This window comes from Methylobacterium sp. J-059 (assembly GCF_022829485.1).
In the GTDB taxonomy this organism is placed as follows: domain Bacteria; phylum Pseudomonadota; class Alphaproteobacteria; order Rhizobiales; family Beijerinckiaceae; genus Methylobacterium.
Map to the genome: position 1 here is coordinate 55,962 of NZ_JAKSYA010000112.1, position 22,815 is coordinate 78,776.

A 22,815-nucleotide genomic window follows, 5' to 3' on the forward strand; every position below is an offset into this window, starting at 1 on the left:
TGCGGCGGCCAAAGGCCCGCACACGGGCGATCCCCGCTTGGGCGCGGGGCGCGTCCGTCGATCCGGAAGTCACCGTTGACGAGATGTTGGCGGGTACCATGGGCCTCTGACGATCGTCAACGCAAGCGAAGACCCGCATCGCGGACGTCCGATCTGACCTCGACAAGGTTAACCGACGGTCAATTTTTCGTCGCGTCGGCCGAGGTTCGGGCTGCGATCGACGACTGTAGTGACGACGTGAAAGCGTCAGCCGGCGAAAGCTTCGCACAGCTTCGCCCAGCGCGGGCATATATTCCCCACGATCCCGCAGCCGCCCGAGGATCGGCACGATCCGTCAACGGCTTAGCCGGGGTTCCCGACGACGCTCCGGGCCGGGAGCGAGCGGATCAGCCGGCCTGTAAGCCGGGTTCTGTAGGGCCCGGATGCCGCGAGGCACCCGGACGTGGCGGCCATTCCTCTGGGACGATCGTTGCCGACCGCCTCAAGCAACCAACCCGGGCGACTGGCCTGGAGAGCGGGCCTGCCTCTGCCTCTCGCGAGGCGAGGCGCGCCGCCCCTATTCGGTCTTGCTCCCGGTGGGGTTTGCCGTGCCGTCCGCGTTGCCGCGTCCGCGGTGCGCTCTTACCGCACCCTTTCACCCTTACCCCGCGACCTCGCGGCCCGGGGCGGTCTGCTCTCTGTGGCACTGTCCCTGGGGTCGCCCCCGCCGGACGTTATCCGGCACCGTCTCTCCATGGAGCCCGGACTTTCCTCCCCGGGCTGACGCCCGGAGCGGCCGCCCGGCCGACTGATCCGGCGCGGATGTGGGCCGGATCGGCCGCCCGGGTCAAGCGGGCTACCAGCTGCCGGTGTTCTCCATCGAGGCCCACGGCTCCTGCGGCTCCTTCGCGCCGCCCTTCTGCAGGATCTCGATCGAGATGCCGTCCGGCGACTTCACGAAGGCCATGTGGCCGTCGCGCGGCGGCCGGTTGATGGTGACGCCCTTGTCCTTCAGCCGGGCGCAGAAGGCGTAGATGTCGTCGACCTGATAGGCCAGGTGCCCGAAGTTGCGCCCGCCGGAATAGGTCTCCGGGTGCCAGTTGTAGGTCAGCTCCACCAGGGGCGACTTGGTGGTCTCGGCGCGGGCCGCGTCGCCGGGGGCGGCGAGGAAGACCAGCGTGAAGCGGCCCTTCTCGTTGTCGATGCGGCGCACCTCCTGCAATCCGAAGGTGTCGACGTAGAACGCGAGCGCCGTGTCGAGGTCGGCGACGCGCACCATCGTGTGCAGATATTCCATAGGCGGCATCCTGTTGGGCCGGAGCGGCGTCCCGCCTCCCCCGGCCGGATCTGCGGGACGCCCGGCGCAGCCGACGAAGGTCGCGGCGCCGGGCGGGTCGCCGTGGTAGCTAGCGCCCGATCGGGCGGCCGGTAGGCCGTACCCGTCGGCGCGGTCGCGAATCGCGGCACGCGCCTGGATCGCGTCGGCCGACGCGGCGGCGGCATCCCCGTCGGGCCGCAGGGCTTCGAAGGAAGAGCCCCGTCGATCTCCGCCCCGTCGGCGACGTGCTTCGTCCTCGGGGCGGCTTCGCACAGGATCCCGTCAGGGCTTGGCGGCGCGATCGTCCGGCGGGCGGACCGTGCGCCGGGATCTTATCGCGTCGGCCCCGCGGCGGCTCTCTATCCCGGCGCCGTCGCGAAGCGGTGGGCGGCCATCCCGACCAGCATCGCCGCGACGAAGACGGCGACGGGCAGCCTCCCGGTCGAGAGGGCCGCGACCGCCGGCCCGGGGCAGAAGCCGGAGAGCCCCCAGCCGATCCCGAACACGGCCGACCCGCCGACGAGGGCCGCGTCGATCCGGCGGTTCGTCGGGATCTGGAAGGCGTCGGCGAGGACCGGCCGCGGCAGCCGGCGGGACAGGCGATAGCCGAGCGCCGAGACGGCGACCGCGCCGCCGAGCACGAACATCAGGCTCGGGTCCCAGGCTCCCGTGACGTCGAGGAAGCCGCGGACCCGCACCGGGTCGAGCATGCCGGACACGGACAGGCCGACCCCGAAGATCACGCCCGCCGCGAGCCCCGCCAGCAGGCGCCGGAGGCCGATCACCACGCCCCCCCGAAGGCGCGCGCCGCCGCCACCGTCGCCATCCCGGCCGACAGGAAGGTGAGCACCGCCACGAGCGAGCGCGGCGACAGACGGGCGAGGCCGGCGACGCCGTGGCCGCTGGTGCAGCCCGAGCCGAGCCGCGTGCCGAACCCGACGAGCAGGCCCGCGACGACGAGCACCGGCAGCGAGGCGACGATCCGCGTCTCCGGCCACGCGCCGGAGAGCCAGGCGAAGGCCGGCGGCCCGATCAGCAAGCCGGCGACGAAGGCGGCATCCACCCGCCGGCGCTCGCCCCTGTCGGTGCCGAGGCCGGCGACGAGACCGCTGATGCCGGCGATGCGGCCGTTCAGCAGCAGCAGCAGCGCCACCGAGAGGCCGATCAGCGCTCCGCCGGCGAGCGCGGACAGATCGGTGCTGGTCATGCGGGCGGTCCTCCTTCGCGTGCGGCGGCCGGCGTATCGCGCGGGGTCGCCGGAAACAAGGCTTGCAATCCCCCGCAGGATCACCAATTATTCAATCACGTCAACAACTTAACGGAAGAATCATGCTGCTGGACAGAGCTTCCGCGACGCAAAGCATCTCCGAATTCGACGCCTGGGAGGACAACGACGTCCTCGCGCCGCCGACCCCGGTTCGTTCGCCGCGGGCGGGGGCGCATCGCACCGGCGCGGCCGCCGCGATCGCCGAGGGCGATCAGGTCGTGTTCGCCCGGCTCGACGTCGCCGAAGCGCTCGGCATCTGGCGCCACGCCCTCGGCCGCGTGGTCGAGACGCACGACGAGGCGCAGGCGGCCCGGCTCACCCTCGACGTCAAGTTCGACGGCCACGAGACCCTGCATCGCTACCTGCCGGATCTCTTCGAGAAGCGGACGGCGTGAGGATGCCGATCCGCTCGCGGGTCGCCGCATGAGCCTCGGAGCCATCCTCGAGGCGCGCTCCTCCCTGCCGCAGGCGCCGCTGCGGACGACGAGCCGCAGCACGAGCGTCGACGCGGTCTGGGCGGAGGTCCGCGCCGAGGCCGAGGCGGCGCTGGTGGAGGAGCCGCTCTATGCCGGCATCATCCAGGCGACCGTCCTCGACCAGCGCAGCATCGCGCAGGCCTTCGCCTACCGGCTCGCGCACCGTCTCGGCGACGGCGACCTGTCGCGGCTGGCGATGCGCGACCTCTGCCTCGCCGCCTTCGAGGCCGACCCGCATGCCGGCGCCCACGCGGTGCGCGACCTCGTCGCCATCCGCGAGCGCGACCCGACCTGCCGGCGCTATCTCGACCCGTTCCTGTTCTACAAGGGCCTGGCGGCGCTGGAGGGCTACCGGGTGGCGCACTGGCTCTGGCACCAGGGCCGGGCGACGCTGGCGCTGCACGTGCAGAGCCGGATCTCGGAAGTGTTCGGCGCCGACATCCACCCGGCGGCGCGCATCGGCTCCGGCGTGTTCATCGATCACGCCACCGGGGTGGTGATCGGCGAGACCACGGTGATCGCCGACGACGTCTCGATCCTGCAATCCGTGACGCTCGGCGGCAACGGCAAGGAGAGCGGCGACCGCCATCCCAAGATCAAGCGCGGGGTGCTGCTGAGCGTCGGCGCCAAGGTGCTCGGCAACATCCGCGTCGGCGAGGGCGCCCGCGTCGCGGCGGCCGCGGTCGTGCTGCACGACGTGCCGGCCCACACCACGGTCGCCGGGGTGCCGGCGCGCGTGGTGTCGAAGCTGCCGCGCAGCGAGGAGCCGGCCCAGAGCATGGACCAGTTCTTCGGGGACGGGATCTGACACGGGCCGATGCGAAGGCGGCCGGCTCGCGGCCACGATCGGAGGCGCCGGAGGCTGCGCCGTCTCGCTCGTCTCGGCGACGGGAACGGTCGCTCGTCCCGCGCGGGCGTCGGAACAGTCGAGCGGACGGTGGGACGAGCTTGCCCTTCATCGCGCCGGACGAGGCTTTTGGAGAAGTACATTCTCCAGAAACACGACTGCACGGCACCGTAATTCAGCATACCAGCATTCGATAACCGGCATTTTTGCAAGACAACGCAACTTGAGAAAATCGTTCTATTGACCGCGCATCGCGGCCGAGGCTAGACCACGGACGTTCCAAGACGCGACGCAGGTCGTCGCGGGTGGACGTCAAGCATTCGATGCTTAATCCGAACGCGCCATCCCTTCATGCGGGATGGCCGCGGCCGATACAACTTGCCGGCACAGCAACGTGCCCGGGCTCGAACGACAATCAAGCGGGGACGACGAACGATGAGCGGACAAGGGCAGAGCGTGGGCGCATCGGCAGCACGCAATCTATCGACCGCGACCGTCACGTCGGTCCAGAACCTCGCCAACACCCCGCGCTGGCTCCTGCGGCTGCTGCCCTTCGTCGACGTCGACGGCGGCGTCTACCGCGTGAACCGTCGCGCCGTGGTGCTGGCCAAGCCCGGCCGCATCGACCTCGCCTCGGACGGCAAGGGCCGCGCGATCAGCCCCGCCTCGCTGCGCGCGGTGCCGCCGTTCAGCCGCCTCGGCGATGCCGAGCTGGCCGCGCTGGCGGACCGGTTCACCGAGAGCCGGCACAATGCCGGCGAGACGATCTCGGAGGGCGGCGCGGGCGACCGCAGCCTGACGATCGTCGCCGACGGCACCGTCGAGCTCTCGCTGTCCGGCCCCTACAAGAACCGGCTGCGCTCGGGTCTCGCCACCCGCGGCGACTTCTTCGGCGACGAGACCCTGGTCGGCGGCAGCCAGCCCGCGCCCGCCGTCAAGGCGCTCTCGGCGGTGACCTTGCTCACCCTCGACCGCGCGGCCCTCGACGACGACGCGGTCAAGAACCGCATCGCGCAGTACGTCGAGGAGCGCGACCGCCTGAAGGGGCACACCAACAGCTACGGCGAGCAGGGCATCGAGCTGCTGGCCGTCCACACCGGCGCCCCGCGCCTGCCGACGACCTTCGTCGACTACGAGATCGATCCGCGCGAGTATCACCTCTCGACGATCCAGACGATCCTCAACACCCACACCCGCGTCACCGATCTCTACTCGAACGAGATCGATCAGCTCCGCGAGCAGATCCGCCTGACAGTAAATGCCGTGAAGGAGCGCGAGGAGTGGGAGCTGCTCAACAACTCCGAGTTCGGCCTGCTCAACGAGGTCGGCGGCCGCCAGCGCATCCCGACGCGCTCCGGCCCGCCGACGCCCGACGATCTCGACGAGCTTCTGACCCTGGTCTGGAAGAAGCCCGCCTTCTTCGTGGCGCATCCCCGCGCCATCGCCGCCTTCGGCCGCGAGGCCACCCGCCGCGGCGTGCCGCCGGTCGTGGTGCACCTGTTCGGCGCGCCCTTCCTGACCTGGCGCGGCGTGCCGCTGGTGCCGAGCGACAAGCTGCCGATCGACACCGACCCGGCGACCGGCGCCCAGACCACCTCGATCCTGCTCTTGCGCGTCGGCGAGGGCGAGCAGGGCGTCGTCGGCCTGCAGAAGTCGGGCGTCACCGGCGAGATCGAGCCGGGCCTGTCGGTGCGCTACATGGGCACCAACGACCACTCGATCGCCTCGCACCTCGTCACCCGCTACTTCTCGGCCGCGGTGCTGGTCGAGGACGCGATCGCCCGCCTCGATAACGTGCTGCTCGGCAACTACCATGACTACGCCTGAGGCCGGCGTCGTGGGCATCTCCGCCATCGGCATCCCCACGGGCGCGACGGGCGATGCCGCCGGCTCCCTCGCCCATGCCGATCTCGTCGGGCGCCTCGCCCGCGAGATTTACGGCCAGGGCAACGCGGCCTCCGCCCCGCTCGCCCCCGCCGTGCCGGCGTCGCCGCAGCGTCCCCAAGGCCTGGAGACCCTTCCCCAGGGCCCCGGGCAGCCGTCGCTCCCGGGTGCCGCGATCGGCACCCCCTCGGTGCCGTCGGGCACCTCGTCGGGCGTCCAGCCCGACGCCGCCTTCGGCGCGCGCAACGTCGGCGGCCCGAGCGTCGGGCTTCCCGGCCTGACCGGGCCGTCGGCCGCCAACCCGTTCGGCGGGACGCCCGCGCCGACGAGCGCCGGCCTCCTCGACGTCACGACGATCCCCTCGGTCCACCCGCTCGCCGACCCGCGCGCGGCGCAGCGCGGCGTTCCGTCCACGCGGCACGGCCTGCCGGAATTCTTCGTGCCGAGCGTGGCCGACGTCGCCGCCTTCCTCCCCGGCGGCGGCGACCTGCACCGGACCGTCGCGAAGGATCATCCGCGGGCCAACGCCTTCGCCCACGTGATCGCGCCGTCCCTCGTTCCGGCGGACCCGTCGAAGCGCGGCGTCGACGTCGCCCAGGAGAACTTCCGGCGCACCGGCCGGCTCTCGGGCGATCCCGTGCGCACGGTCGAGCCCGGCCCCGACGAGCCGTTCTCGTCGGGCGACTACTACTTCCTGACCGGGGGCTCGCGCGCGTCGAGGCCGCACGCCACGCCCCGCGTCGAGCCCGCGCGCCACGACGGGCCGGCCCCGCGCGCGACCTCGATCCGGTCGAGCCCGGCGGGCGCGCCCTTCGACGTCGAGCACATCCGCAAGGACTTCCCGGCCTTGCACCAGAGCGTGAACGGGCACCCCCTGGTCTGGCTCGACAACGCGGCGACCACGCACAAGCCGCAATCGGTCATCGACGCGACCTCCGAGTTCTACGCCCGCCACAACTCGAACATCCACCGGGCCGCGCACACGCTGGCCGCGCGCTCCACCGACCTGTTCGAGGGCGGCCGCGAGAAGGTGCGCCGCTTCCTCAACGCGCCCTCGAAGGACGACATCGTCTTCCTGCGCGGCACGACGGAGGCGATCAACCTCGTCGCGAACTCGTACGGCCGGGCCAACATCGGCCCGGGCGACGAGATCATCGTCTCGACGATCGAGCACCACGCCAACATCGTGCCCTGGCAGCTGCTCAGCCAGGCCACCGGCGCGACCCTGCGGGTGATCCCGGTCGACGATCGCGGCGAGATCATCTTCGAGCAGTACGCCGCCCTGCTGTCGGGCCGGACCAAGATCGTCTCGGTGACCCATGTCGCCAACGCGCTCGGCACGGTGAACCCGGTCCGCGAGATCATCGCCCTCGCCCACGCCTACGGCGTGCCGGTGCTGGTCGATGCGGCCCAGTCGACCCCGCACATCCCGATCGACGTGCAGTCGCTCGACGCCGACTTCGTGGTGTTCTCGGGCCACAAGGTCTTCGGGCCGACCGGCATCGGCGCGCTCTACGGCAAGACGCACCTCCTCGCGGCGATGCCGCCGTGGCAGGGCGGCGGCCACATGATCGAGGACGTCACCTTCACGAAGACCGTCTACAAGGGCGCGCCGGAAAAGTTCGAGGCGGGCACGCCGGACATCGCCGGCGCCGTGGGCCTCGGCGCGGCGCTCGACTATCTCGAGAGCGTCGGCCTGCCGGCGATCGCGGCCTACGAGCACGACCTGCTGGACTATGCGCAGGCCGGCCTCGCCGACATCAGGGGCCTGCGCCTGATCGGCACCGCCCGCGAGAAGGCGAGCGTGATGTCCTTCGTGATCGAGGGACAGACGAACGAGGCGGTGGCCCACCACCTCGACCGCCACGGCGTCGCCGTGCGCTCCGGGCACCATTGCGCCCTGCCGGCCCTGCGCCGCTTCGGCGTCGACCAGTCGATCCGCGCCTCGCTCGCCTTCTACAACAGCCGCGCGGACGTGGACGTGTTCCTCAAGGCCCTGCACCGCCTGCCGCGGTAGCGGCGTTCGGCAGGATCGCCGGCACGAACGAAGGCCCGATGCCGTCGCCGCGGCATCGGGCCTTCCCGTTTGTCGATCGGCCGGCGGGCATCGCCGTTGCACCGCGGCGGCGGCGGGACCAGAACGGTCCCGACTTCCGGCCAGCCGAGCGAGGCCCCGCATGCGAACCGATACGCCCGTCCAGATCCGGCTTCAGGACTACCGACCGAGCGACTTCCTGATCGACCGCGTCGACCTCGACGTGCGGCTGGCGCCGCACGACACGCGGATCACGGCGAGGCTCGCGCTGCGCCCGAACCCGGCCGGCCGCACCGGCGTCCCCCTGGTGCTCGACGGCGACGACCTCGTCCTGGAGGGGCTGGAGCTCGACGGCGTGCCGCTCGCCGCCGACGCCTACGCGGCGAGCCCGGCCGGGCTGACGCTGCACGCGCCGCCGCAGGGGCCGTTCGAGCTGACGATCGCGACGCGGGTGGACCCGACCGCCAACACCAAGCTGATGGGGCTCTACCGCTCGAACGGCGTCTACTGCACCCAGTGCGAGGCCGACGGCTTCCGCCGGATCACCTACTTCCTCGACCGGCCCGACGTGATGGCGGTCTACACCACCCGGATCGAGGCCGAGCGCGCGGAGGCCCCGGTGCTGCTCGGCAACGGCAACCCGGTGGAGGCCGGCGACGTGCCCGGCGCCGGACGGCACTTTTCCGTGTGGCACGACCCGCACCCGAAGCCCGCCTATCTGTTCGCCCTCGTCGGGGGCGCCCTCGACCGGGTCGCGCAGGACTTCACCACGATGGAGGGCCGGGCCGTCGCGGTCGCGGTCTACGTCGAGCCCGGCAAGGCGCCGCGCGCCGCCTACGCCCTCGACGCGGTGATCCGCTCGATGGCCTGGGACGAGGCGACCTTCGGGCGCGCCTACGACCTCGACGTGTTCAACGTCGTCGCCGTGTCGGACTTCAACATGGGCGCGATGGAGAACAAGGGCCTCAATCTGTTCAACGACAAGTACGTCCTGGCCTCGCCCGAGACCGCGACCGACGGCGACTACGCCGCGATCGAGCGCATCATCGCGCACGAGTACTTTCACAACTGGTCGGGCAACCGCGTCACCTGCCGCGATTGGTTCCAGCTCTGCCTGAAGGAGGGCCTGACGGTCTTCCGCGACCAGGAATTCTGCGCGGACATGCGCTCGCGCGCCGTCCACCGCATCGGCGAGGTCCGCAACCTGCGCGCGCGGCAGTTCCCCGAGGATGCCGGCCCGCTCCGGCACCCGGTCCGGCCGGGGGCCTATGCCGAGATCAACAACTTCTACACGGCGACCGTCTACGACAAGGGCGCCGAGATCGTGCGGATGCTGCGCACGCTGATCGGGGCCGACGCCTTCCGGGCCGGCATGGACCGGTACTTCGCCGACAACGACGGCACGGCGGCCACCGTCGAGGACTTCCTGGCGGCCTTCGCCGCGGTGACGGGACGCGACCTCACGGCCTTCGCGCGCTGGTACGAGCGCCCCGGCACGCCGACGCTCGCCGTGACCCGCGCCTACGACGCGGCGTCCCGGCGCTGCACGCTCGGTTTCCGCCAGAGCCTGGAGGCGGCCGGGCCGCCGCTGGTGATCCCGGTGGCGCTCGGCCTCGTCGGCACGGCCGGCCCGCTCGCCGGGGCGACGTCGGCCGCGGTCGCCGGCGGCGTCTTCGTCCTCGACGCCGAGACCGCGACGGTGGCGTTCGAGAACGTCGCCGAGCCGCCCGTCCCCTCGCTGCTGCGCGGCTTCTCGGCCCCGGTGCGGCTCGACCTCGACCTGACCGACGCCGAGCGCCTCACCCTGCTCCGCCACGACACCGACCCGTTCAACCGCTGGCAGGCGGCGCAGGGCATCGCGATGCGCCTGATCCTCGGACCGGCGGCGCCGGGGGCGGCCGAGGCCTTCGCCGACGCGCTCGGGGCCTTCCTCGACGGCGAGGCCCTGGCCGACCCGGCCTTCGCCGCCCTGGTCCTGGCGCTTCCCGGCGAGGGCGAGGCCGCCAGCGAGATCGCCGCCGACATCGACCCGGATGCGATCCACGCCGCCCGCACCGCCCTTCGGGCGGTCCTCGGAACGCGGCTGCGCCCGCGCCTCGACGGGCTGATGTCGGCGCTGCGGCCGTCGCACGAGACCGCCTACAGCCCGGATGCGGCCTCGGCCGGCCGCCGGTCTCTCGCCAACGCCTGCCTCGACCTGATCGCGGCGGCCGATCCCGCGGCGGGGACCGAGGGCGCCCTCGCCCAGCTGCGCGAGGCCCGCAACATGACCGACCGCCTCGCCGCCCTCGGCGTGATCGCGGCGATCCCGGGGGACGCCCGCGAGGCGGCGCTCGCCGCCTTCGGCAGCACCTATGCCGACGAGCCGCTCGTCCTCGACAAGTGGTTCGCGATCCAGGCGATGATCCCCGAGGACGGCACGCGGGCGCGGATCGCCGGGCTCGCCGAGCACCCGGCCTTCGCCATGACCAACCCGAATCGGGTGCGGGCGCTGATCGCCAGCTTCGCGCTCGGAAACCCGACCCAGTTCGCGCGGGCCGACGGAACCGGGTTCGCCCTGGTGGCCGAGCGCATCGAAGCGCTCGACCGGATCAATCCGCAGCTCGCCGCGCGCCTCCTCACCGCCTTTTCCCCGTGGCGCCGATGGGAAATTTCGCGGCGGGAAAAGGCCGCCGAAATCCTCAACCGGATCAAGGCGATCCCCGCGCTTTCGCGGGACGTGGCCGACATCGCCGCCCGCACCCTCGAAGCCGGTTAACCATCGCTTAACATTGACGATTCTCCGCCGAATCCGAGTCGGTAGATGCGGCCGGGAGTCAAGCTCGGCCGGAAAAAAGCCGTGGACAAATCACCCGGGAAAGTGATGAACTGAATTCAGATTCGAGGCCGGCGCAGCACGGCCCGGACGCTTTCATGTCACGAGGTCGACCATGCCGGAGGCGGATTCCGCTTCCTTCTCCGCGCGTGCGGATACGATTCTCGGCATCCACTGGCCGACGCGGGCTCCGGCCGCGCGTTTCGTCCAGGCCGAGGCGTGGCTGCGCTACGCGGTGCCGGCCCTGCTGGCGACCTTCCTCGCCTGCCTGGCGGGGCTGACCGCGCTCCACCTCCAGAACCAGCGCGACGAGCTGCTCGCCGCCGCGAGCGCCGACCTCGAGACCTTCACCCGCCTCTCGGCGGGGGCGCTGGCCGGCCGCGTCGGCAGCGACGAGGCGGCCCAGGCGAGCCTCGCCGACCTATTCCCCGCCGGCGCGCTCCCGGCCGGGCGCCGGGTGCTGATCGTGGCGCGCGGCGAGCGCATCGTCGCGGCCCGCCCGCCGCTGCCCGCGGGCGCCGAGACGCTCGAGACCGTGCTCGGCGAGGCGGAGGCGCTCTCGACGCTGGGCGAGCGCGCCGGCGTGATGCGCCTGGCGCTGGCCGGCGGCGACACGGTGTTCGCGGCGATGCGGCGCCTGCCCGACGGCCAGGACCGGATCGCGGTGATGCAGTCGGTCGAGGCGCTGACCGCGACCTGGACGGGCCGCGCCCGGCACCAGGCCATCCTCGTCGCAGCGGCCGCCCTCGTCATCGTCGGGGTCGGCCTCGCCTACGGGCTCCAGAGCCGCCGGGCGAAGGCGATCGACAAGGTCTGCGAGCAGATCCGCCAGCGCCTCGACACCGCCCTCGGCCGCGGCGCCTGCGGCCTGTGGGACTGGGACATCCCGCGCGGGCAGATCTACTGGTCGGATTCGATGTACGCGCTGCTCGGCTACCGCCGCGAGCGCGAGTTCCTGTCGTTCGGCGACGTCAACGCCCTGGTCCACCCGGATGACGGCGACCTCTACAGCCTCGCCCGCGGGCTCGCCGCGAGCCAGACCGCGGTGGACCACGCGTTCCGCATGCGCGGCGCGAACGGCGCCTACATCTGGCTGCGCACCCGCGCCGAGGTGGTGCCGGACGTGACCGACGGCGGCCGCCACCTCGTCGGCATCGCCGTCGACGTCACCGAGCAGCAGCACCTCGCCGAGGCCAGCGCCACCAACGACATGCGCCTGCGCGACGCCGTCGAGGCGATCTCCGAGGCGTTCGTGATCTGGGACACGAGCAACCGCCTCGTCCTGTGCAATTCGAAGTTCCGCCACCTGCACGCGCTGAGCCCCGAGGACGCGCAGGTCGGCCGTCGCTACGACGAGGTGATGGGCCGCGGCGTGCTTCCGCAGATTCGGCGCGAGATGCCCGAGACCGACACCGCGAGCGCGACCGCCCGCACCTTCGAGGCGGAGCTCACCGACGGCCGCTGGCTGCAGATCAGCGAGCGGCGGACCAAGGACGGCGGCTACGTCTCGGTCGGCACCGACATCACCAACCTGAAGCGGCACCAGGAGCAGCTCGTCGCCTCGGAACGCGAGCTGATCGAGACGGTCAAGGATCTCAAGCGCTCGCGCCGCACGCTGGAGCTGCAGACGCAGCAGCTCGCCGACCTCGCCGAGCGCTACCTCGACCAGAAGGCGGCGGCGGAATCGGCCAACCAGGCGAAATCCGAGTTCCTGGCCAACATGAGCCACGAGCTGCGCACGCCGCTCAACGCGATCATCGGCTTCGCGGAGCTGATGGCGAGCGAGCTCTACGGCCCGCTCGGCTCGGCGCGCTACGGCGAGTATTGCGCCGACATCCGCGCCAGCGGCGACTACCTGCTCTCGATGATCGACGACATCCTCCACATGTCGCGGATCGAGTCGCACCGCGTCCGGCTCGCGCGCCGCGAGATCGCCGTCGCGGCGGCGGTCTCCAACGCGCTCAAGCTCGTGTCCGAGCCGGCCCGGCAGAAGAACCTCCACGTCGCCGTCGACCTGTATCCCGGCCTCGCGCTGCTCGCCGACGAGCGCGCCCTGCAGCAGATCCTGGTCAACCTGCTGCAGAACGCCGTGAAGTTCACGCCCGCCAACGGCCGGATCGCGGTGCGCGCCCGCCCAGCCGGCGACCACGCTCACCTGTTCATCGAGGATACCGGAATCGGCATCCCGAAGGCGGCGCTCGCCAGGCTCGGCGCGCCGTTCTCGCAGGTCGAGACCAACCTCACCCGCAGCCACAAGGGCTCCGGCCTCGGCCTCGCCATCGCCCGCTCCATGGCCGAGCTGCACGGCGGCTCCCTGCGCATCCGCTCGGAGGAGACCGTCGGCACCATCGTCCTGGTGCGCCTGCCCCGCCCGACCAGCGAGCACCTCGCGACGGTGGCCGCGGAGGATGCCGGGCAGCAGACCGTCGCGGCACTCCGCGAGGCGTCCGGGGCGAGCGCGCGGCAGCCGCAGCCGCAGCCGGCCGGCGCCTGACAGGGAGCCGGGGGGAAGCCCGGCCCCGCTCCCGAATCGATGCGACGTCGAGGCTACCCGCCCGAAAGGTCGAAGCGCGCCACGTCGTGCAGGAGCGCCACGAACGCCCGCGCGCCGTGGTCGAGGGCAGCCTCGCCCGCCTCGGCGGTGCCGAGCCGGGCATCGCCGATCGCGCCCGACGGATGCAGGTCGCCGGCCTTCCAGGCGAAGGCGGCGGGACGCCCGGCGCGCAGGTGCGTGAAGGCGCCCGCCATCGCACGGGTGCGCGAGGGAAAGTCGGCGATCGCCTCGCGCCGAACCAGGTCGGGCCGAAGCGCCAGCATCAGCGCCGTCTCGATCCCGCCGGCATGGATGCCGTGGACGATCTCGTCGTCGGGAAAGCATCCCTTCGGATAGCCGAACCGCGCCCAAGCGGTCGTCACCGCGACCATGCCGAAGCGGGCGCGCAGATCGCCGGCCACGAGGTCGATCAGCGCGCTGTTGCCGCCGTGCGAGGTGACGATCACCAGCCGGTTGCAGCCGGCCCGGTGCACGCCGGCACCGATCTCGGTCCAGGCGGCGAGCGCGGTCGCGGTGGTGAGCGAGAGGGTACCGGGAAAGGCGTCGTGCTCGTCGGACTTGCCGACCGACTGCACCGGCAGCACCAGCACGTCGAGATCGGCTGGCACCAGGGCGCGGGCGCGCGCGAGGTAGCCCTCCATGATCGCCACGTCGGTGCAGAGCGGCAGGTGCGGGCCGTGCTGCTCGATCGCGGCCACCGGCAGCACCGCGACCGTGCGGCCCATGCCGCGCCCGGAGACCTCGCGCGTGGTCAGGTCGGACCAGAGCCGTGCCGCCATGCTGTCCCCCGATGCCCCGACGTCAGGCGCAACGCTCTAGCGGAGCCGGCCCCTTCCCGTCGAGGTTCAGGCGAACAGGGCGTCGATGTCGTCCTGTGCCGTCGCCGGGCCGTTCGGCTGCGGGCCGTTGAGGAGCAGGCGCTGGGCGCGCTCGTTGCGCTCGGCCTCGGCCGGGTCCTGTCCGGCGGCGTCCCGCGCCCGCACCGCGCTGGCGAAGCGCGCGAGCCGCAGCTCGAACTGCTGCAGGGCGGCGACCACCTTGCCGATGCGCTGGCCGGTGATGTCCTGGAAGGCGCAGGCCTCGAAGATCGTGCCGATGCCGCTCTCGACCGCGGCGCGGTATTCCGGCCCGTCCGGGAGCGCCAGCATCGACTCGGCCGCCTCCATAATGGTGTTGGTGGCGCCGGCGGTCGCGGCGAGGACGTTGCCGAGCTCCTCGTGCGCCATCGGGATGCGGTCGTGCGTCAGCTCGTTGGCGCGCAGGGCCGCGATCTCGTCGCGCACGTGGGCGATGTAGTCCGCGATCTCGATCAACTCGGACACCATGGTCGCCGGGTTGATCGTCGCGCCGAGCGGTCTTTGCAAACCCATCGTCAGCATTCCTCCGCGTGTCGGCCCCGAAAGGTCGGTCAGGCGCCGCAGACCGCCTCGATCTTGCTCTTCAGGGTCGCGGCGTTGAACGGCTTGACGATGTAGTTGTTCACGCCGGCCTTCTTGGCGGCGATGACGTTCTCGGTCTTCGACTCGGCGGTGACCATGATGAACGGCGTGGTGCGCAGGCCCTCGTCGGCGCGGACGTGGCGAAGCAGCTCGTAGCCGGTCATCGGCTCCATGTTCCAGTCGGAGATCACGAGGCCGTACTTGCGGCCCTTGAGGCGCGCCAGCGCGGCCGTGCCGTCGGAGGCGTCGTCGACCTCCTCGAAGCCGAGCTGCTTGAGCAGGTTGCGGATGATGCGAACCATCGTCTGGTAGTCGTCGACGACCAGGATCGGCATGCTGAGATCGAGGGCCATGGTCAAACTGCTCCGGTGTCTCCGAATCGCCGGCTCGGCCGTCGGCGTCGGTCACGCAATGTCGGGAGGCGCTGTCGCTGGTCGCACCTCATGCCCGGGACCTTACGCCGGGCGGCATTGCGAAGCGGTTAATCGCGCTGCGATCGGCGCACCCACTCGGATAGGCGGCGCGGCCGCCTTTACCGACGCGCTCGGCTGCGTGATGACGATGCCCCCAGCCGCGACGTCGCCCGGACGCCGCGGCAGAGCGGGAAGCCCGCCGGCACCGGCCCGGCCGCGGAGAAGGATCGCCGCCCCATGCGCAAGGTCGTCATCAGCGAGTTCATGGACGAGGCCGCGATCGCGGCGGAGCTCGCGGGGTTCGAGACGCTCTACGATCCGACCCTGGTCGACCGGCCGGACGCCCTGCGCGCGGCGCTCGCGGGCGCATCCGGGCTGATCGTCCGCAACCGCACGCAGGTGCGCGCGGGCCTGCTCGCGGCGGCACCCGACCTCAGGGTGGTGGGCCGCCTCGGCGTCGGGCTCGACAACATCGATCTGGCCGCCTGCGCCGCCCGCGGGATCGCGGTCCATCCCGCGACCGGCGCCAACGACGGCGCGGTGGCCGAGTACGTGATCGGCACCGCGTTGCTGCTGCTGCGCGGCGCCTACGCCGCGAGCGCGCAGGTCGCCGCGGGCGCGTGGCCGCGCAACGCGCTGATGGGACGCGAGATCGCCGGCAAGCGCCTCGGCCTCGTCGGCTTCGGCGCGATCGCCCGCCAGACCGCCCGCCGTGCGGCGGCCCTCGACATGACCGTCGCCGCCTTCGACCCGCACCTTGCGCCCGACGACGCCGCGTGGCGCCCGGCGCACGGCGCGGTGGCGAGCCTGGCCCTTGACGCGCTGGTCGCAACGAGCGACGTGCTCTCGCTGCACGTGCCGCTGACCGAGGCGACGCGCGACATGATCGGGCCGGCGGCGATCGCCCGGATGCGGCCGGGCGCGATCCTGATCAACGCCGCCCGCGGGGGCGTCGTGGACGAGGCCGCCGTCGCCGCGGCGCTTCGGTCCGGGCACCTCGGCGGGGCGGCGCTCGACGTGTTCGCCCAGGAGCCCGTGGACGCCGCGGGCGGCGCGGCGCTGATCGACGTGCCGAACCTCATCCTGACCCCGCACATCGCCGGCGTGACGCGGGAATCGAACGTGCGCGTCTCGGCGGTCACCGCCCGCGCCGTGCGCCGCAGCCTCGAGGGCTGAGCCCCGCAGCGCAGCGATCGAAAAGGGCTCGGCGCGCGACGAAATTCGATGCAACGGTCGGATCGGCCGATGAGAACCCTTGCGGAACACTTGACGAACGTTTAACGTGTTCGTGTTTTGTTTCTGCGGCTCCACCTTCGTGTGGCCGCGCATTCCTGCGAGCCGCGCCGATGCTGACCCGTAAACAGCTGGATCTCCTGCGATTCATCGACGAGCGGATGCGCGAGGACGGGGTTCCGCCGTCGTTCGACGAGATGAAGGACGCCCTCGATCTCAAGTCGAAATCCGGCATCCACCGGCTGATCACCGCCCTGGAGGAGCGCGGCTTCCTGCGCCGGCTTCCGAATCGGGCTCGGGCGATCGAGGTGCTGCGCATGCCCGACGGCGCCGGCCGCTCCAGCGCGCCCGCCCCGGTGCCGGCAGCTCCCGCCGCGCCGCGCCGGTTCACCCCGAGCGTGGTCGAGGGCGGGCGCTCGAAGGCCGTGCCGCCGCGTCCTTCCACGACGCAGATGGTCGACGACAGCGGTCGCGCGGTGTCGATCCCGGTGATGGGCCGGATCGCGGCCGGCACGCCGATCTCGGCGATCCAGAACCAGAGCCACGCGATCACCATGTCGCCGGACTTCCTGGCCGGCGGCGAGCACTACGCCCTGGAGGTCCGCGGCGACTCGATGGTCGAGGCGGGCATCCTCGACGGCGACCTCGTGGTCATCCGCAAGCAGGACACCGCCAACACCGGCGACATCATCGTGGCGCTGATCGACGACGAGGAGGCGACGCTGAAGCGGCTGCGCCGTCGCGGCTCCTCGATCGCGCTCGAAGCCGCGAACCCGGCCTACGAGACCCGCGTGCTCGGGCCGGATCGGGTGCAGATCCAGGGCCGCCTGGTCAGCCTCGTGCGCCGTTACTGAAGGGTCTCGCCCGGCATCTCCAGGTTCGGGCCGTCCGCGGCCGGATCGTCGGGTGCCGGGTCGGCGTCCTCCGCCCGGGGGGGCGGTACGGCCATGCCCTGGAACGGGACGTCCTTCGGCTTGGGCTCGGCCGCGGGCGACGATCCGCCCGCTGCCGCGTCATCCGTTCCCTGGGGCGGGGGACGGACCATCGCGGGGCGCCACGGCAGCGTCCGTCCCGGCTCATGCGTGTCGGCCAGGATGAGGCCATTCGGCTCGACGCGGATCGCCACGGCGCCGTGGCTGGCGAGGTAGGCGCGATCGATGACGAGGGCGGCGGCGCAGCCCGGCGGTGCGGCGAGCGCCGTGATCAGCACCGAGGCCTTGGCGCAATCCTGCGCGAAGCCGCGGCGATCCTTCAGAAGCGCCACCGCGCGCCCGTCGGCCAACCGAAGCGTGCATCCGATCCGGTCGCAGGCGGGACCACCCGTCGCCTGCGCGCCCGGCCTGCCGTCGCCGTCGGCCTTCAGCCACTGCTCCAGCACGAAGTTCGACGGGCGCCCGAGGGCGACGAGGCTGCCGTCGGCGCGGCGCACCGCCGCCCCGCTGCCCTGGCGGTCGACGTAGATGTCGTAACGGGCCGGCATCGTCGCCAGGCCGAGCCCGAGCAGCGCCGGCGGCAGGGCGAGCCAGCGCAGGCGCGAGACCGGGAGCGTCGCGAGCAGCAGCCCCGCGGCGAGGCACCCGAGCGCGGCGGTGCCGAAGGCCGGGACCACGACGTTGGCGCGCCCGAGCCCCTGGATCCAGCCGGAGATGGTCAGCATGCCGCGCACCGCCAGTCCCATCAGCCACCAGACCGGCTGGTCGAGGGCGAACGGGTAGGCGACGATGCCCAGCACCGCCGCCGGCATCACCGCGAGCGAGACCAGCGGCAGGGTGAGCGCGTTGCCGATCAGCCCGAAGGGTTGGACGGTCTGGAAGTGGTAGGTGGCGAAGGGCGCGGTCGCGACCTGCGCCACGAGCGTCGTGCCGAGGGTGCCGACCACCGTCGTCAGCGACAGCGCGATCAGCCGGCCGATCCGCCCGGCCCCGTCGCGGCGGAACATCCCTCCATCGATCAGGCGGGCGCAGGCGATGAGGCCGGCCACCGCCCCGAACGACATCTGGAAGCTCGGGCCGAGCAAGCCTTCCGGCTCGTGCGAGAGCGCGATGAGCGCGGCGAGAGCGAGGTTGCGCATGCTGAGCGCCGGGCGATCGACCAGGATCGCCCCGAGCATGATCAGGGTCATCACGAGGGAACACTCGGCCGCGATGTCCCAGCCGGAGAAGACGCAGTAGGCGGTGACGCCGACCATCGCCAGCGCCGCGGCGATCTTCTTGATCGGCCAGGCCAGCGCCAGGAACGGCACCAGGGCGAGGCCGGCGCGGACGAGCCAGAACACGACCCCGGCGGCCAGCACCATGTGGAGCCCTGAGATCGAGACCACGTGGTAGATCCCCGCCGCCCGCAGCGTGTCGTTGGTGGCCGGCGCGATCAGCCCGCGCTTGCCGGTCACCAGGGCGGCGGCGACGGCGCCCGCCTGGCCGCCGTTGGCGTCGGTGATCCTGCGGGTCAGCGCGTTGCGGGCGTCGTCCACGGCGGCCGCGAGCCGGAGCGACCACGGCACCGGCTCGGGCGGCGGCTTCACCGCGATCTTGCCGAGGAGCGAGCCGACCGCGCCGATCCCGCGGAAGTAGGCGTCGCGGGCGAAATCGTAGCCGCCGGGGCGGGCCGCCTCGGGGGGCGGCAGCAGGCGGGCGGTGGCGGCGATGAAGTCGCCCGGCCGCAGGGGCGGCGCCTTCTTGAACGAGACGCGCACCCGGACCGGCCGCTCGGCCGCGGCCATCGTGCCGAGGCTCGCGACCCGCACCACCAGGCGGGCGCCCTCCTCACGCTCCTCCAGCGATTCGATCAGGCCTTCGAGCGGCGCGATGATGGTGCGGGTCAGCACCGGCGCCGCCACCTGCGCGACCCGCAGGGCGCTCGCCGCGAAGCCGAGGAGCGCCGCCATCAGCCCGAGGGCGACGGCCAGCGCCGCGGGCCGGGCACCGAGGAACGGCAGGGTCGCGGCGCAGGCGCCGGCTGCGACGAGGGGCGCCCAGAGCGAGGGCATGCCGTCGGTGGCGGTGAAGAACGCGAGGATGCCGGCGCCGAAGGCGACCGCGAGCCAGGGAAACAGCCGCCGCTGCTCGGCCTCGATCGCGAGCCCGCCGACGACCCAGCCGCGCACGGCCGGCCCGAGCACGGCGGGCGACAGGGAGCGGCCTGATGCCGACGTGGCGACGGCCCGTCCCGTCGATCGTGCGATGTCCCGCGCCATGATCGGCACACCGGTCGGCGCGAAACGGCTGCGCCGACCCGATTCTTAACGCATCCGCGAGGGCGTGCTAGAGCCGTCCGGGCCGGGTCCGGGCGCAGGTCCCCAGCTTCCGTGCGTCGTCGGGGACGATGAACCGCCTTTCCCTCCGTCGCAGAGCGATCTAGACGCGCGCAACCGGATCGGCCGATCCGTGCCGCGGCCGCGTTCAGGGTGCTCCTTCAGCCCCGTCACCAGAAGATCCATCGTCCGATGTCGTCACCCGTCGTCACGCGCTTCGCGCCCTCGCCCACGGGCTACCTCCATATCGGGGGCGCCCGCACGGCGCTGTTCAACTGGCTCTATGCCCGCCGGATGGGCGGCCGGATGCTGCTGCGCATCGAGGACACCGACCGCGAGCGCTCGACGCAAGGGGCGATCGACGCGATCCTCGACGGGATGAGCTGGCTCGGGCTCGATTGGGACGGCGACGTGGTGTTCCAGTACGCCCGCGCCGAGCGCCACCGCGAGGTCGCCGAGAGCCTGCTCGCCTCGGGCAACGCCTATCGCTGCTACGCCACGCCGGAGGAGCTGACGCAGATGCGCGAGCAGGCCCGGGCGGCGGGCAAGCCGCTGCGCTACGACGGGCGCTGGCGCGACCGCGACCCGTCCGAGGCACCGGCCGGGGTGAAGCCGGTGATCCGGCTGCGCGCCCCGAGCGAGGGCGAAACGATCGTCGACGACGCGGTGCAGGGCCGCGTCACCTGGGCCAACCGCGACCTCGACGACCTCGTGCTGCTGCGCTCGGACGGCAACCCGACCTACATGCTCGCCGTCGTCGTCGACGACCACGACATGGGCGTCACCCAGGTGATCCGCGGCGACGACCACCTCACCAACGCCGCGCGCCAGAGCCAGATCTTCTCGGCGCTCGGATGGGAGGTGCCGAGGATGGCGCACATCCCGCTGATCCACGGGGCGGACGGGGCCAAGCTGTCCAAGCGCCACGGCGCGCTCGGCGTCGACGCCTACCGCGACCTCGGCTACCTGCCGGCCGCGCTCCGCAACTACCTCGTCCGCCTCGGCTGGAGCCACGGCGACCAGGAGGTGTTCTCGACCGAGGAGATGGTGGCGGCCTTCGACCTGAAGGCGATCGGCCGCTCGCCGGCGCGGTTCGACTTCGCCAAGCTCGAGAACCTCAACGGCTTCTACATCCGCGGCGCCGCGGACGCCGACCTCGTCGACGCGATCGAGCGCATCCTGCCGAACGTCGGCCCGGAGCGCGGCCTTTCGGCACCGCTCGCGCCGGCCCTTCGCGAAAAGCTCGTCGCGGCGATGCCGGGGCTGAAGGAGCGGGCCAAGACCCTGATCGAGCTGCTCGACAGCGCCTACTACCTCACCGCCGCACGGCCGCTGGTGCCGGACGAGAAGGCTTCCGCCCTCCTCACCGACGAGGCGCGCGGGCGGCTCGCCGCGATCCTGCCGGCGCTGGAAGCCCTGCCCGGCTGGAACGCCGCCGCGACGGAAGCGGCCGTGCGGCACTTCGCGGAGACCGCCGGCCTGAAGCTCGGGCAGGTCGCCCAGCCGCTGCGCGCGGCGCTGACCGGGCGCACGACGTCGCCGCCGCTGTTCGACGTGATGGCGGTGCTGGGACGCGCGGAGAGCCTCGCCCGTCTCGGCGACGGCATCACGAAGGGTTGAGACCGCCGCCGCAGCGCACGCGCGGCCCGGTTTTCGCTTGGCGTCTCGACGTGGTTGTCATCCGCCCCGTTGCTGGCGCTCGGCCGATCCGCTAACCCGATGGGCTTGTGAGCACCTGCAGCAAAATGCCGGTGACTTCGGGTCCCGGGCGGCGCGGAGCGCAGCCTGGGCCGGCTTCGATTCGTTGCCAGGAAAGGGTCCACGTTCCATGAGCGCAGCCAGCACCATCACCGTGGACGGCAAGCAGATCTCTCTGCCCGTCAAGAGCGGCACGATCGGCCCCGACGTCGTCGACATCGGCAAGCTCTACGCCCAGACCGGCGCCTTCACCTTCGATCCGGGCTTCACCTCGACCGCCTCGTGCGAATCGAAGATCACCTACATCGACGGCGACGAGGGCGTTCTGCTCTATCGCGGCTACCCGATCGAGCAGCTCGCCGAGCAGGGCGACTTCCTCGAGACCTGCTACCTGATGCTGTTCGGCGAGCTGCCGACGCCGGGCCAGAAGGCCGACTTCGACTACCGCGTCACGCGCCACACCATGGTGCACGACCAGATGAACCGGTTCTTCACCGGCTTCCGCCGCGACGCCCACCCGATGGCGGTGATGGTGGCCTCCGTCGGCGCGCTCTCGGCCTTCTACCACGACTCGACCGACATCACGGACGAGAGCCAGCGCATGATCGCGTCGATGCGCATGATCGCCAAGATGCCGACGCTGGCGGCGATGGCCTACAAGTACTCGATCGGCCAGCCGTTCGTGTACCCGAAGAACGACCTCGACTACACCTCGAACTTTCTGCGGATGTGCTATGCCGTCCCGTGCGAGGAGTACCAGATCAACCCGATCTTCGCCAAAGCGCTGGACAAGATCTTCATCCTGCACGCCGACCACGAGCAGAACGCCTCGACCTCGACGGTGCGGCTCGCCGGCTCCTCCGGCGCGAACCCGTTCGCCTGCATCGCGGCCGGCGTCGCCTGCCTGTGGGGCCCGGCGCATGGCGGCGCCAACGAGGCGGCGCTGAAGATGCTGATGGAGATCGGCACGCCGGACCGCGTCGACCAGTACGTCGCAAAGGCCAAGGACAAGAACGATCCCTTCCGCCTGATGGGCTTCGGCCACCGGGTCTACAAGAACTACGATCCGCGCGCGCGGATCATGCAGAAGACCACCCACGAGGTGCTGAAGGAGCTCGGCAAGCACGACGACCCGCTGCTCGAGGTCGCGATGAAGCTCGAGGAGATCGCGCTCAAGGACGAGTACTTCATCGAGAAGAAGCTCTACCCGAACATCGATTTCTACTCGGGCATCACCCTCAAGGCGATGGGCTTCCCGACCGACATGTTCACGGTGCTGTTCGCGGTGGCACGCACCGTCGGCTGGATCGCGCAGTGGGCCGAGATGATCGAGGACCCCTCGCAGAAGATCGGTCGCCCGCGCCAGCTCTACGTCGGCCCGACCAAGCGCGACTACGTCGGCATCAACGACCGCGGCTGAGGCGCCTTCCGAGCGCCGTCGGCAGATGATGGATCTGCCGGCGGCGCGATGGGCCTCTCGGTCGCCAAAAACCCGCGCCCGTCATTCCGGGGCTGCGAGGCAGAGCCCGGGATCCTGAACCGCAGGCCGCCCTTCGGCAGGCATCGCCGGCGGCTCTGGATTCCGGCCTCGCCTGCGGCGCCCTGGA

The 22,815-nt window shown here is 71.9% G+C and carries 17 protein-coding genes and 1 other RNA gene; 10 read left to right on the forward strand and 8 right to left on the reverse strand.

The features are described from left to right. Nucleotides 1-382 precede the first annotated feature (382 nt). From rnpB to MKK55_RS14770, 4 genes are all read right to left on the reverse strand, one after another. Nucleotides 383-791: RNase P RNA component class A (gene rnpB, locus MKK55_RS14755), an RNA gene on the reverse strand. Between the two features lie 44 nt (nucleotides 792-835). Then, nucleotides 836-1,276: a VOC family protein gene (locus MKK55_RS14760; RefSeq protein WP_243935754.1), complete on the reverse strand. Its 441-nt coding sequence runs from the start codon at nucleotides 1,274-1,276 to the stop codon at nucleotides 836-838. A 380-nt stretch (nucleotides 1,277-1,656) separates the two neighbouring features. Beyond that, on the reverse strand, nucleotides 1,657-2,082 hold the full coding sequence (locus MKK55_RS14765; protein WP_409566065.1) for a DUF6691 family protein: 426 nt from the start codon (nucleotides 2,080-2,082) through the stop codon (nucleotides 1,657-1,659). Further along, nucleotides 2,079-2,504: a YeeE/YedE family protein gene (locus MKK55_RS14770; protein WP_243935756.1), complete on the reverse strand. Its 426-nt coding sequence runs from the start codon at nucleotides 2,502-2,504 to the stop codon at nucleotides 2,079-2,081. The genes MKK55_RS14765 and MKK55_RS14770 overlap by 4 nt, the downstream gene beginning before the upstream one ends. A gap of 257 nt (nucleotides 2,505-2,761) precedes the next feature. Between MKK55_RS14770 and MKK55_RS14775 the strand changes: the two genes are divergently transcribed. The 6 genes from MKK55_RS14775 to MKK55_RS14805 all read left to right on the forward strand — a co-directional run bounded on the left by MKK55_RS14775 (nucleotide 2,762) and on the right by MKK55_RS14805 (nucleotide 13,115). Then, nucleotides 2,762-2,959: a hypothetical protein gene (locus MKK55_RS14775; RefSeq protein WP_243935887.1), complete on the forward strand. Its 198-nt coding sequence runs from the start codon at nucleotides 2,762-2,764 to the stop codon at nucleotides 2,957-2,959. A gap of 28 nt (nucleotides 2,960-2,987) precedes the next feature. Beyond that, nucleotides 2,988-3,848 (forward strand): serine O-acetyltransferase, encoded by an 861-nt coding sequence (cysE, locus tag MKK55_RS14780; protein WP_243935758.1) that lies wholly within the window; start codon nucleotides 2,988-2,990, stop codon nucleotides 3,846-3,848. Nucleotides 3,849-4,322: 474 nt separating this feature from the next. Beyond that, nucleotides 4,323-5,714 carry a family 2B encapsulin nanocompartment shell protein gene (locus MKK55_RS29045; RefSeq protein WP_279596199.1) on the forward strand — a complete coding sequence of 464 codons (1,392 nt, stop codon included), beginning with the start codon at nucleotides 4,323-4,325 and terminating at the stop codon, nucleotides 5,712-5,714. Beyond that, the gene (locus MKK55_RS14795) at nucleotides 5,701-7,788 is read left to right on the forward strand and encodes a family 2A encapsulin nanocompartment cargo protein cysteine desulfurase (RefSeq protein WP_243935760.1); all 2,088 of its coding nucleotides are present in this window, start codon (nucleotides 5,701-5,703) and stop codon (nucleotides 7,786-7,788) included. Before MKK55_RS29045 ends, MKK55_RS14795 begins: the two co-directional genes overlap by 14 nt. A 160-nt stretch (nucleotides 7,789-7,948) precedes the next feature. Beyond that, the gene (gene pepN / locus MKK55_RS14800) at nucleotides 7,949-10,564 is read left to right on the forward strand and encodes an aminopeptidase N (protein ID WP_243935762.1); all 2,616 of its coding nucleotides are present in this window, start codon (nucleotides 7,949-7,951) and stop codon (nucleotides 10,562-10,564) included. Nucleotides 10,565-10,736: 172 nt separating this feature from the next. Next, nucleotides 10,737-13,115 carry a PAS domain-containing sensor histidine kinase gene (locus tag MKK55_RS14805; RefSeq protein ID WP_243935764.1) on the forward strand — a complete coding sequence of 793 codons (2,379 nt, stop codon included), beginning with the start codon at nucleotides 10,737-10,739 and terminating at the stop codon, nucleotides 13,113-13,115. A gap of 53 nt (nucleotides 13,116-13,168) precedes the next feature. On the opposite strand, the gene MKK55_RS14810 is transcribed toward MKK55_RS14805, so the two are convergent. The 3 genes from MKK55_RS14810 to MKK55_RS14820 form a co-directional block, all read right to left on the reverse strand. Then, entirely contained in the window at nucleotides 13,169-13,954 is a 786-nt protein-coding gene (locus MKK55_RS14810) for a creatininase family protein (RefSeq protein WP_243933133.1), read from the reverse strand. 66 nt (nucleotides 13,955-14,020) lie between these two features. Then, nucleotides 14,021-14,545, reverse strand: coding sequence for a protein phosphatase CheZ (locus MKK55_RS14815; RefSeq protein ID WP_243933132.1), 525 nt, complete (start codon nucleotides 14,543-14,545; stop codon nucleotides 14,021-14,023). Nucleotides 14,546-14,583: 38 nt separating this feature from the next. Further along, nucleotides 14,584-14,967 carry a response regulator gene (locus tag MKK55_RS14820; RefSeq protein ID WP_147729619.1) on the reverse strand — a complete coding sequence of 128 codons (384 nt, stop codon included), beginning with the start codon at nucleotides 14,965-14,967 and terminating at the stop codon, nucleotides 14,584-14,586. Nucleotides 14,968-15,264: 297 nt separating this feature from the next. Here MKK55_RS14820 and MKK55_RS14825 point away from each other — a divergent pair, with 297 nt between their 5' ends. Together MKK55_RS14825 and lexA are read left to right on the forward strand one after the other, a co-directional pair. Then, entirely contained in the window at nucleotides 15,265-16,203 is a 939-nt protein-coding gene (locus MKK55_RS14825; RefSeq protein WP_243935766.1) for an NAD(P)-dependent oxidoreductase, read from the forward strand. Between the two features lie 170 nt (nucleotides 16,204-16,373). After that, entirely contained in the window at nucleotides 16,374-17,114 is a 741-nt protein-coding gene (lexA, locus tag MKK55_RS14830) for a transcriptional repressor LexA (RefSeq protein ID WP_243933128.1), read from the forward strand. On the opposite strand, the gene MKK55_RS14835 is transcribed toward lexA, so the two are convergent. Beyond that, nucleotides 17,108-19,453: a ComEC/Rec2 family competence protein gene (locus MKK55_RS14835; RefSeq protein ID WP_243935768.1), complete on the reverse strand. Its 2,346-nt coding sequence runs from the start codon at nucleotides 19,451-19,453 to the stop codon at nucleotides 17,108-17,110. The two genes, lexA and MKK55_RS14835, sit on opposite strands and share 7 nt — an antisense overlap. A 249-nt stretch (nucleotides 19,454-19,702) precedes the next feature. Between MKK55_RS14835 and gltX the strand changes: the two genes are divergently transcribed. Continuing rightward, complete coding sequence (gltX, locus tag MKK55_RS14840) at nucleotides 19,703-21,130, forward strand: glutamate--tRNA ligase (protein ID WP_243935770.1); 1,428 nt, start codon at nucleotides 19,703-19,705, stop codon at nucleotides 21,128-21,130. A 208-nt stretch (nucleotides 21,131-21,338) separates the two neighbouring features. Continuing rightward, nucleotides 21,339-22,628 carry a citrate synthase gene (gene gltA, locus MKK55_RS14845; RefSeq protein ID WP_147844312.1) on the forward strand — a complete coding sequence of 430 codons (1,290 nt, stop codon included), beginning with the start codon at nucleotides 21,339-21,341 and terminating at the stop codon, nucleotides 22,626-22,628. Nucleotides 22,629-22,815 lie beyond the last annotated feature (187 nt).

Bases quoted from the DNA above. Each gene is read 5' to 3' on its own strand.
- gltA (WP_147844312.1), top strand. From the start codon at position 21,339: ATGAGCGCAGCCAGCACCATCACCGTGGACGGCAAGCAGATCTCTCTG.
- MKK55_RS14835 (WP_243935768.1), bottom strand. From the start codon at position 19,453: ATGGCGCGGGACATCGCACGATCGACGGGACGGGCCGTCGCCACGTCG.
- pepN (WP_243935762.1), top strand. From the start codon at position 7,949: ATGCGAACCGATACGCCCGTCCAGATCCGGCTTCAGGACTACCGACCG.
- MKK55_RS14805 (WP_243935764.1), top strand. From the start codon at position 10,737: ATGCCGGAGGCGGATTCCGCTTCCTTCTCCGCGCGTGCGGATACGATT.
- lexA (WP_243933128.1), top strand. From the start codon at position 16,374: ATGCTGACCCGTAAACAGCTGGATCTCCTGCGATTCATCGACGAGCGG.
- cysE (WP_243935758.1), top strand. From the start codon at position 2,988: ATGAGCCTCGGAGCCATCCTCGAGGCGCGCTCCTCCCTGCCGCAGGCG.
- MKK55_RS14810 (WP_243933133.1), bottom strand. From the start codon at position 13,954: ATGGCGGCACGGCTCTGGTCCGACCTGACCACGCGCGAGGTCTCCGGG.
- gltX (WP_243935770.1), top strand. From the start codon at position 19,703: ATGTCGTCACCCGTCGTCACGCGCTTCGCGCCCTCGCCCACGGGCTAC.
- MKK55_RS14770 (WP_243935756.1), bottom strand. From the start codon at position 2,504: ATGACCAGCACCGATCTGTCCGCGCTCGCCGGCGGAGCGCTGATCGGC.
- MKK55_RS14815 (WP_243933132.1), bottom strand. From the start codon at position 14,545: ATGGGTTTGCAAAGACCGCTCGGCGCGACGATCAACCCGGCGACCATG.
- MKK55_RS14760 (WP_243935754.1), bottom strand. From the start codon at position 1,276: ATGGAATATCTGCACACGATGGTGCGCGTCGCCGACCTCGACACGGCG.
- MKK55_RS29045 (WP_279596199.1), top strand. From the start codon at position 4,323: ATGAGCGGACAAGGGCAGAGCGTGGGCGCATCGGCAGCACGCAATCTA.
- MKK55_RS14820 (WP_147729619.1), bottom strand. From the start codon at position 14,967: ATGGCCCTCGATCTCAGCATGCCGATCCTGGTCGTCGACGACTACCAG.
- MKK55_RS14825 (WP_243935766.1), top strand. From the start codon at position 15,265: ATGCGCAAGGTCGTCATCAGCGAGTTCATGGACGAGGCCGCGATCGCG.
- MKK55_RS14795 (WP_243935760.1), top strand. From the start codon at position 5,701: ATGACTACGCCTGAGGCCGGCGTCGTGGGCATCTCCGCCATCGGCATC.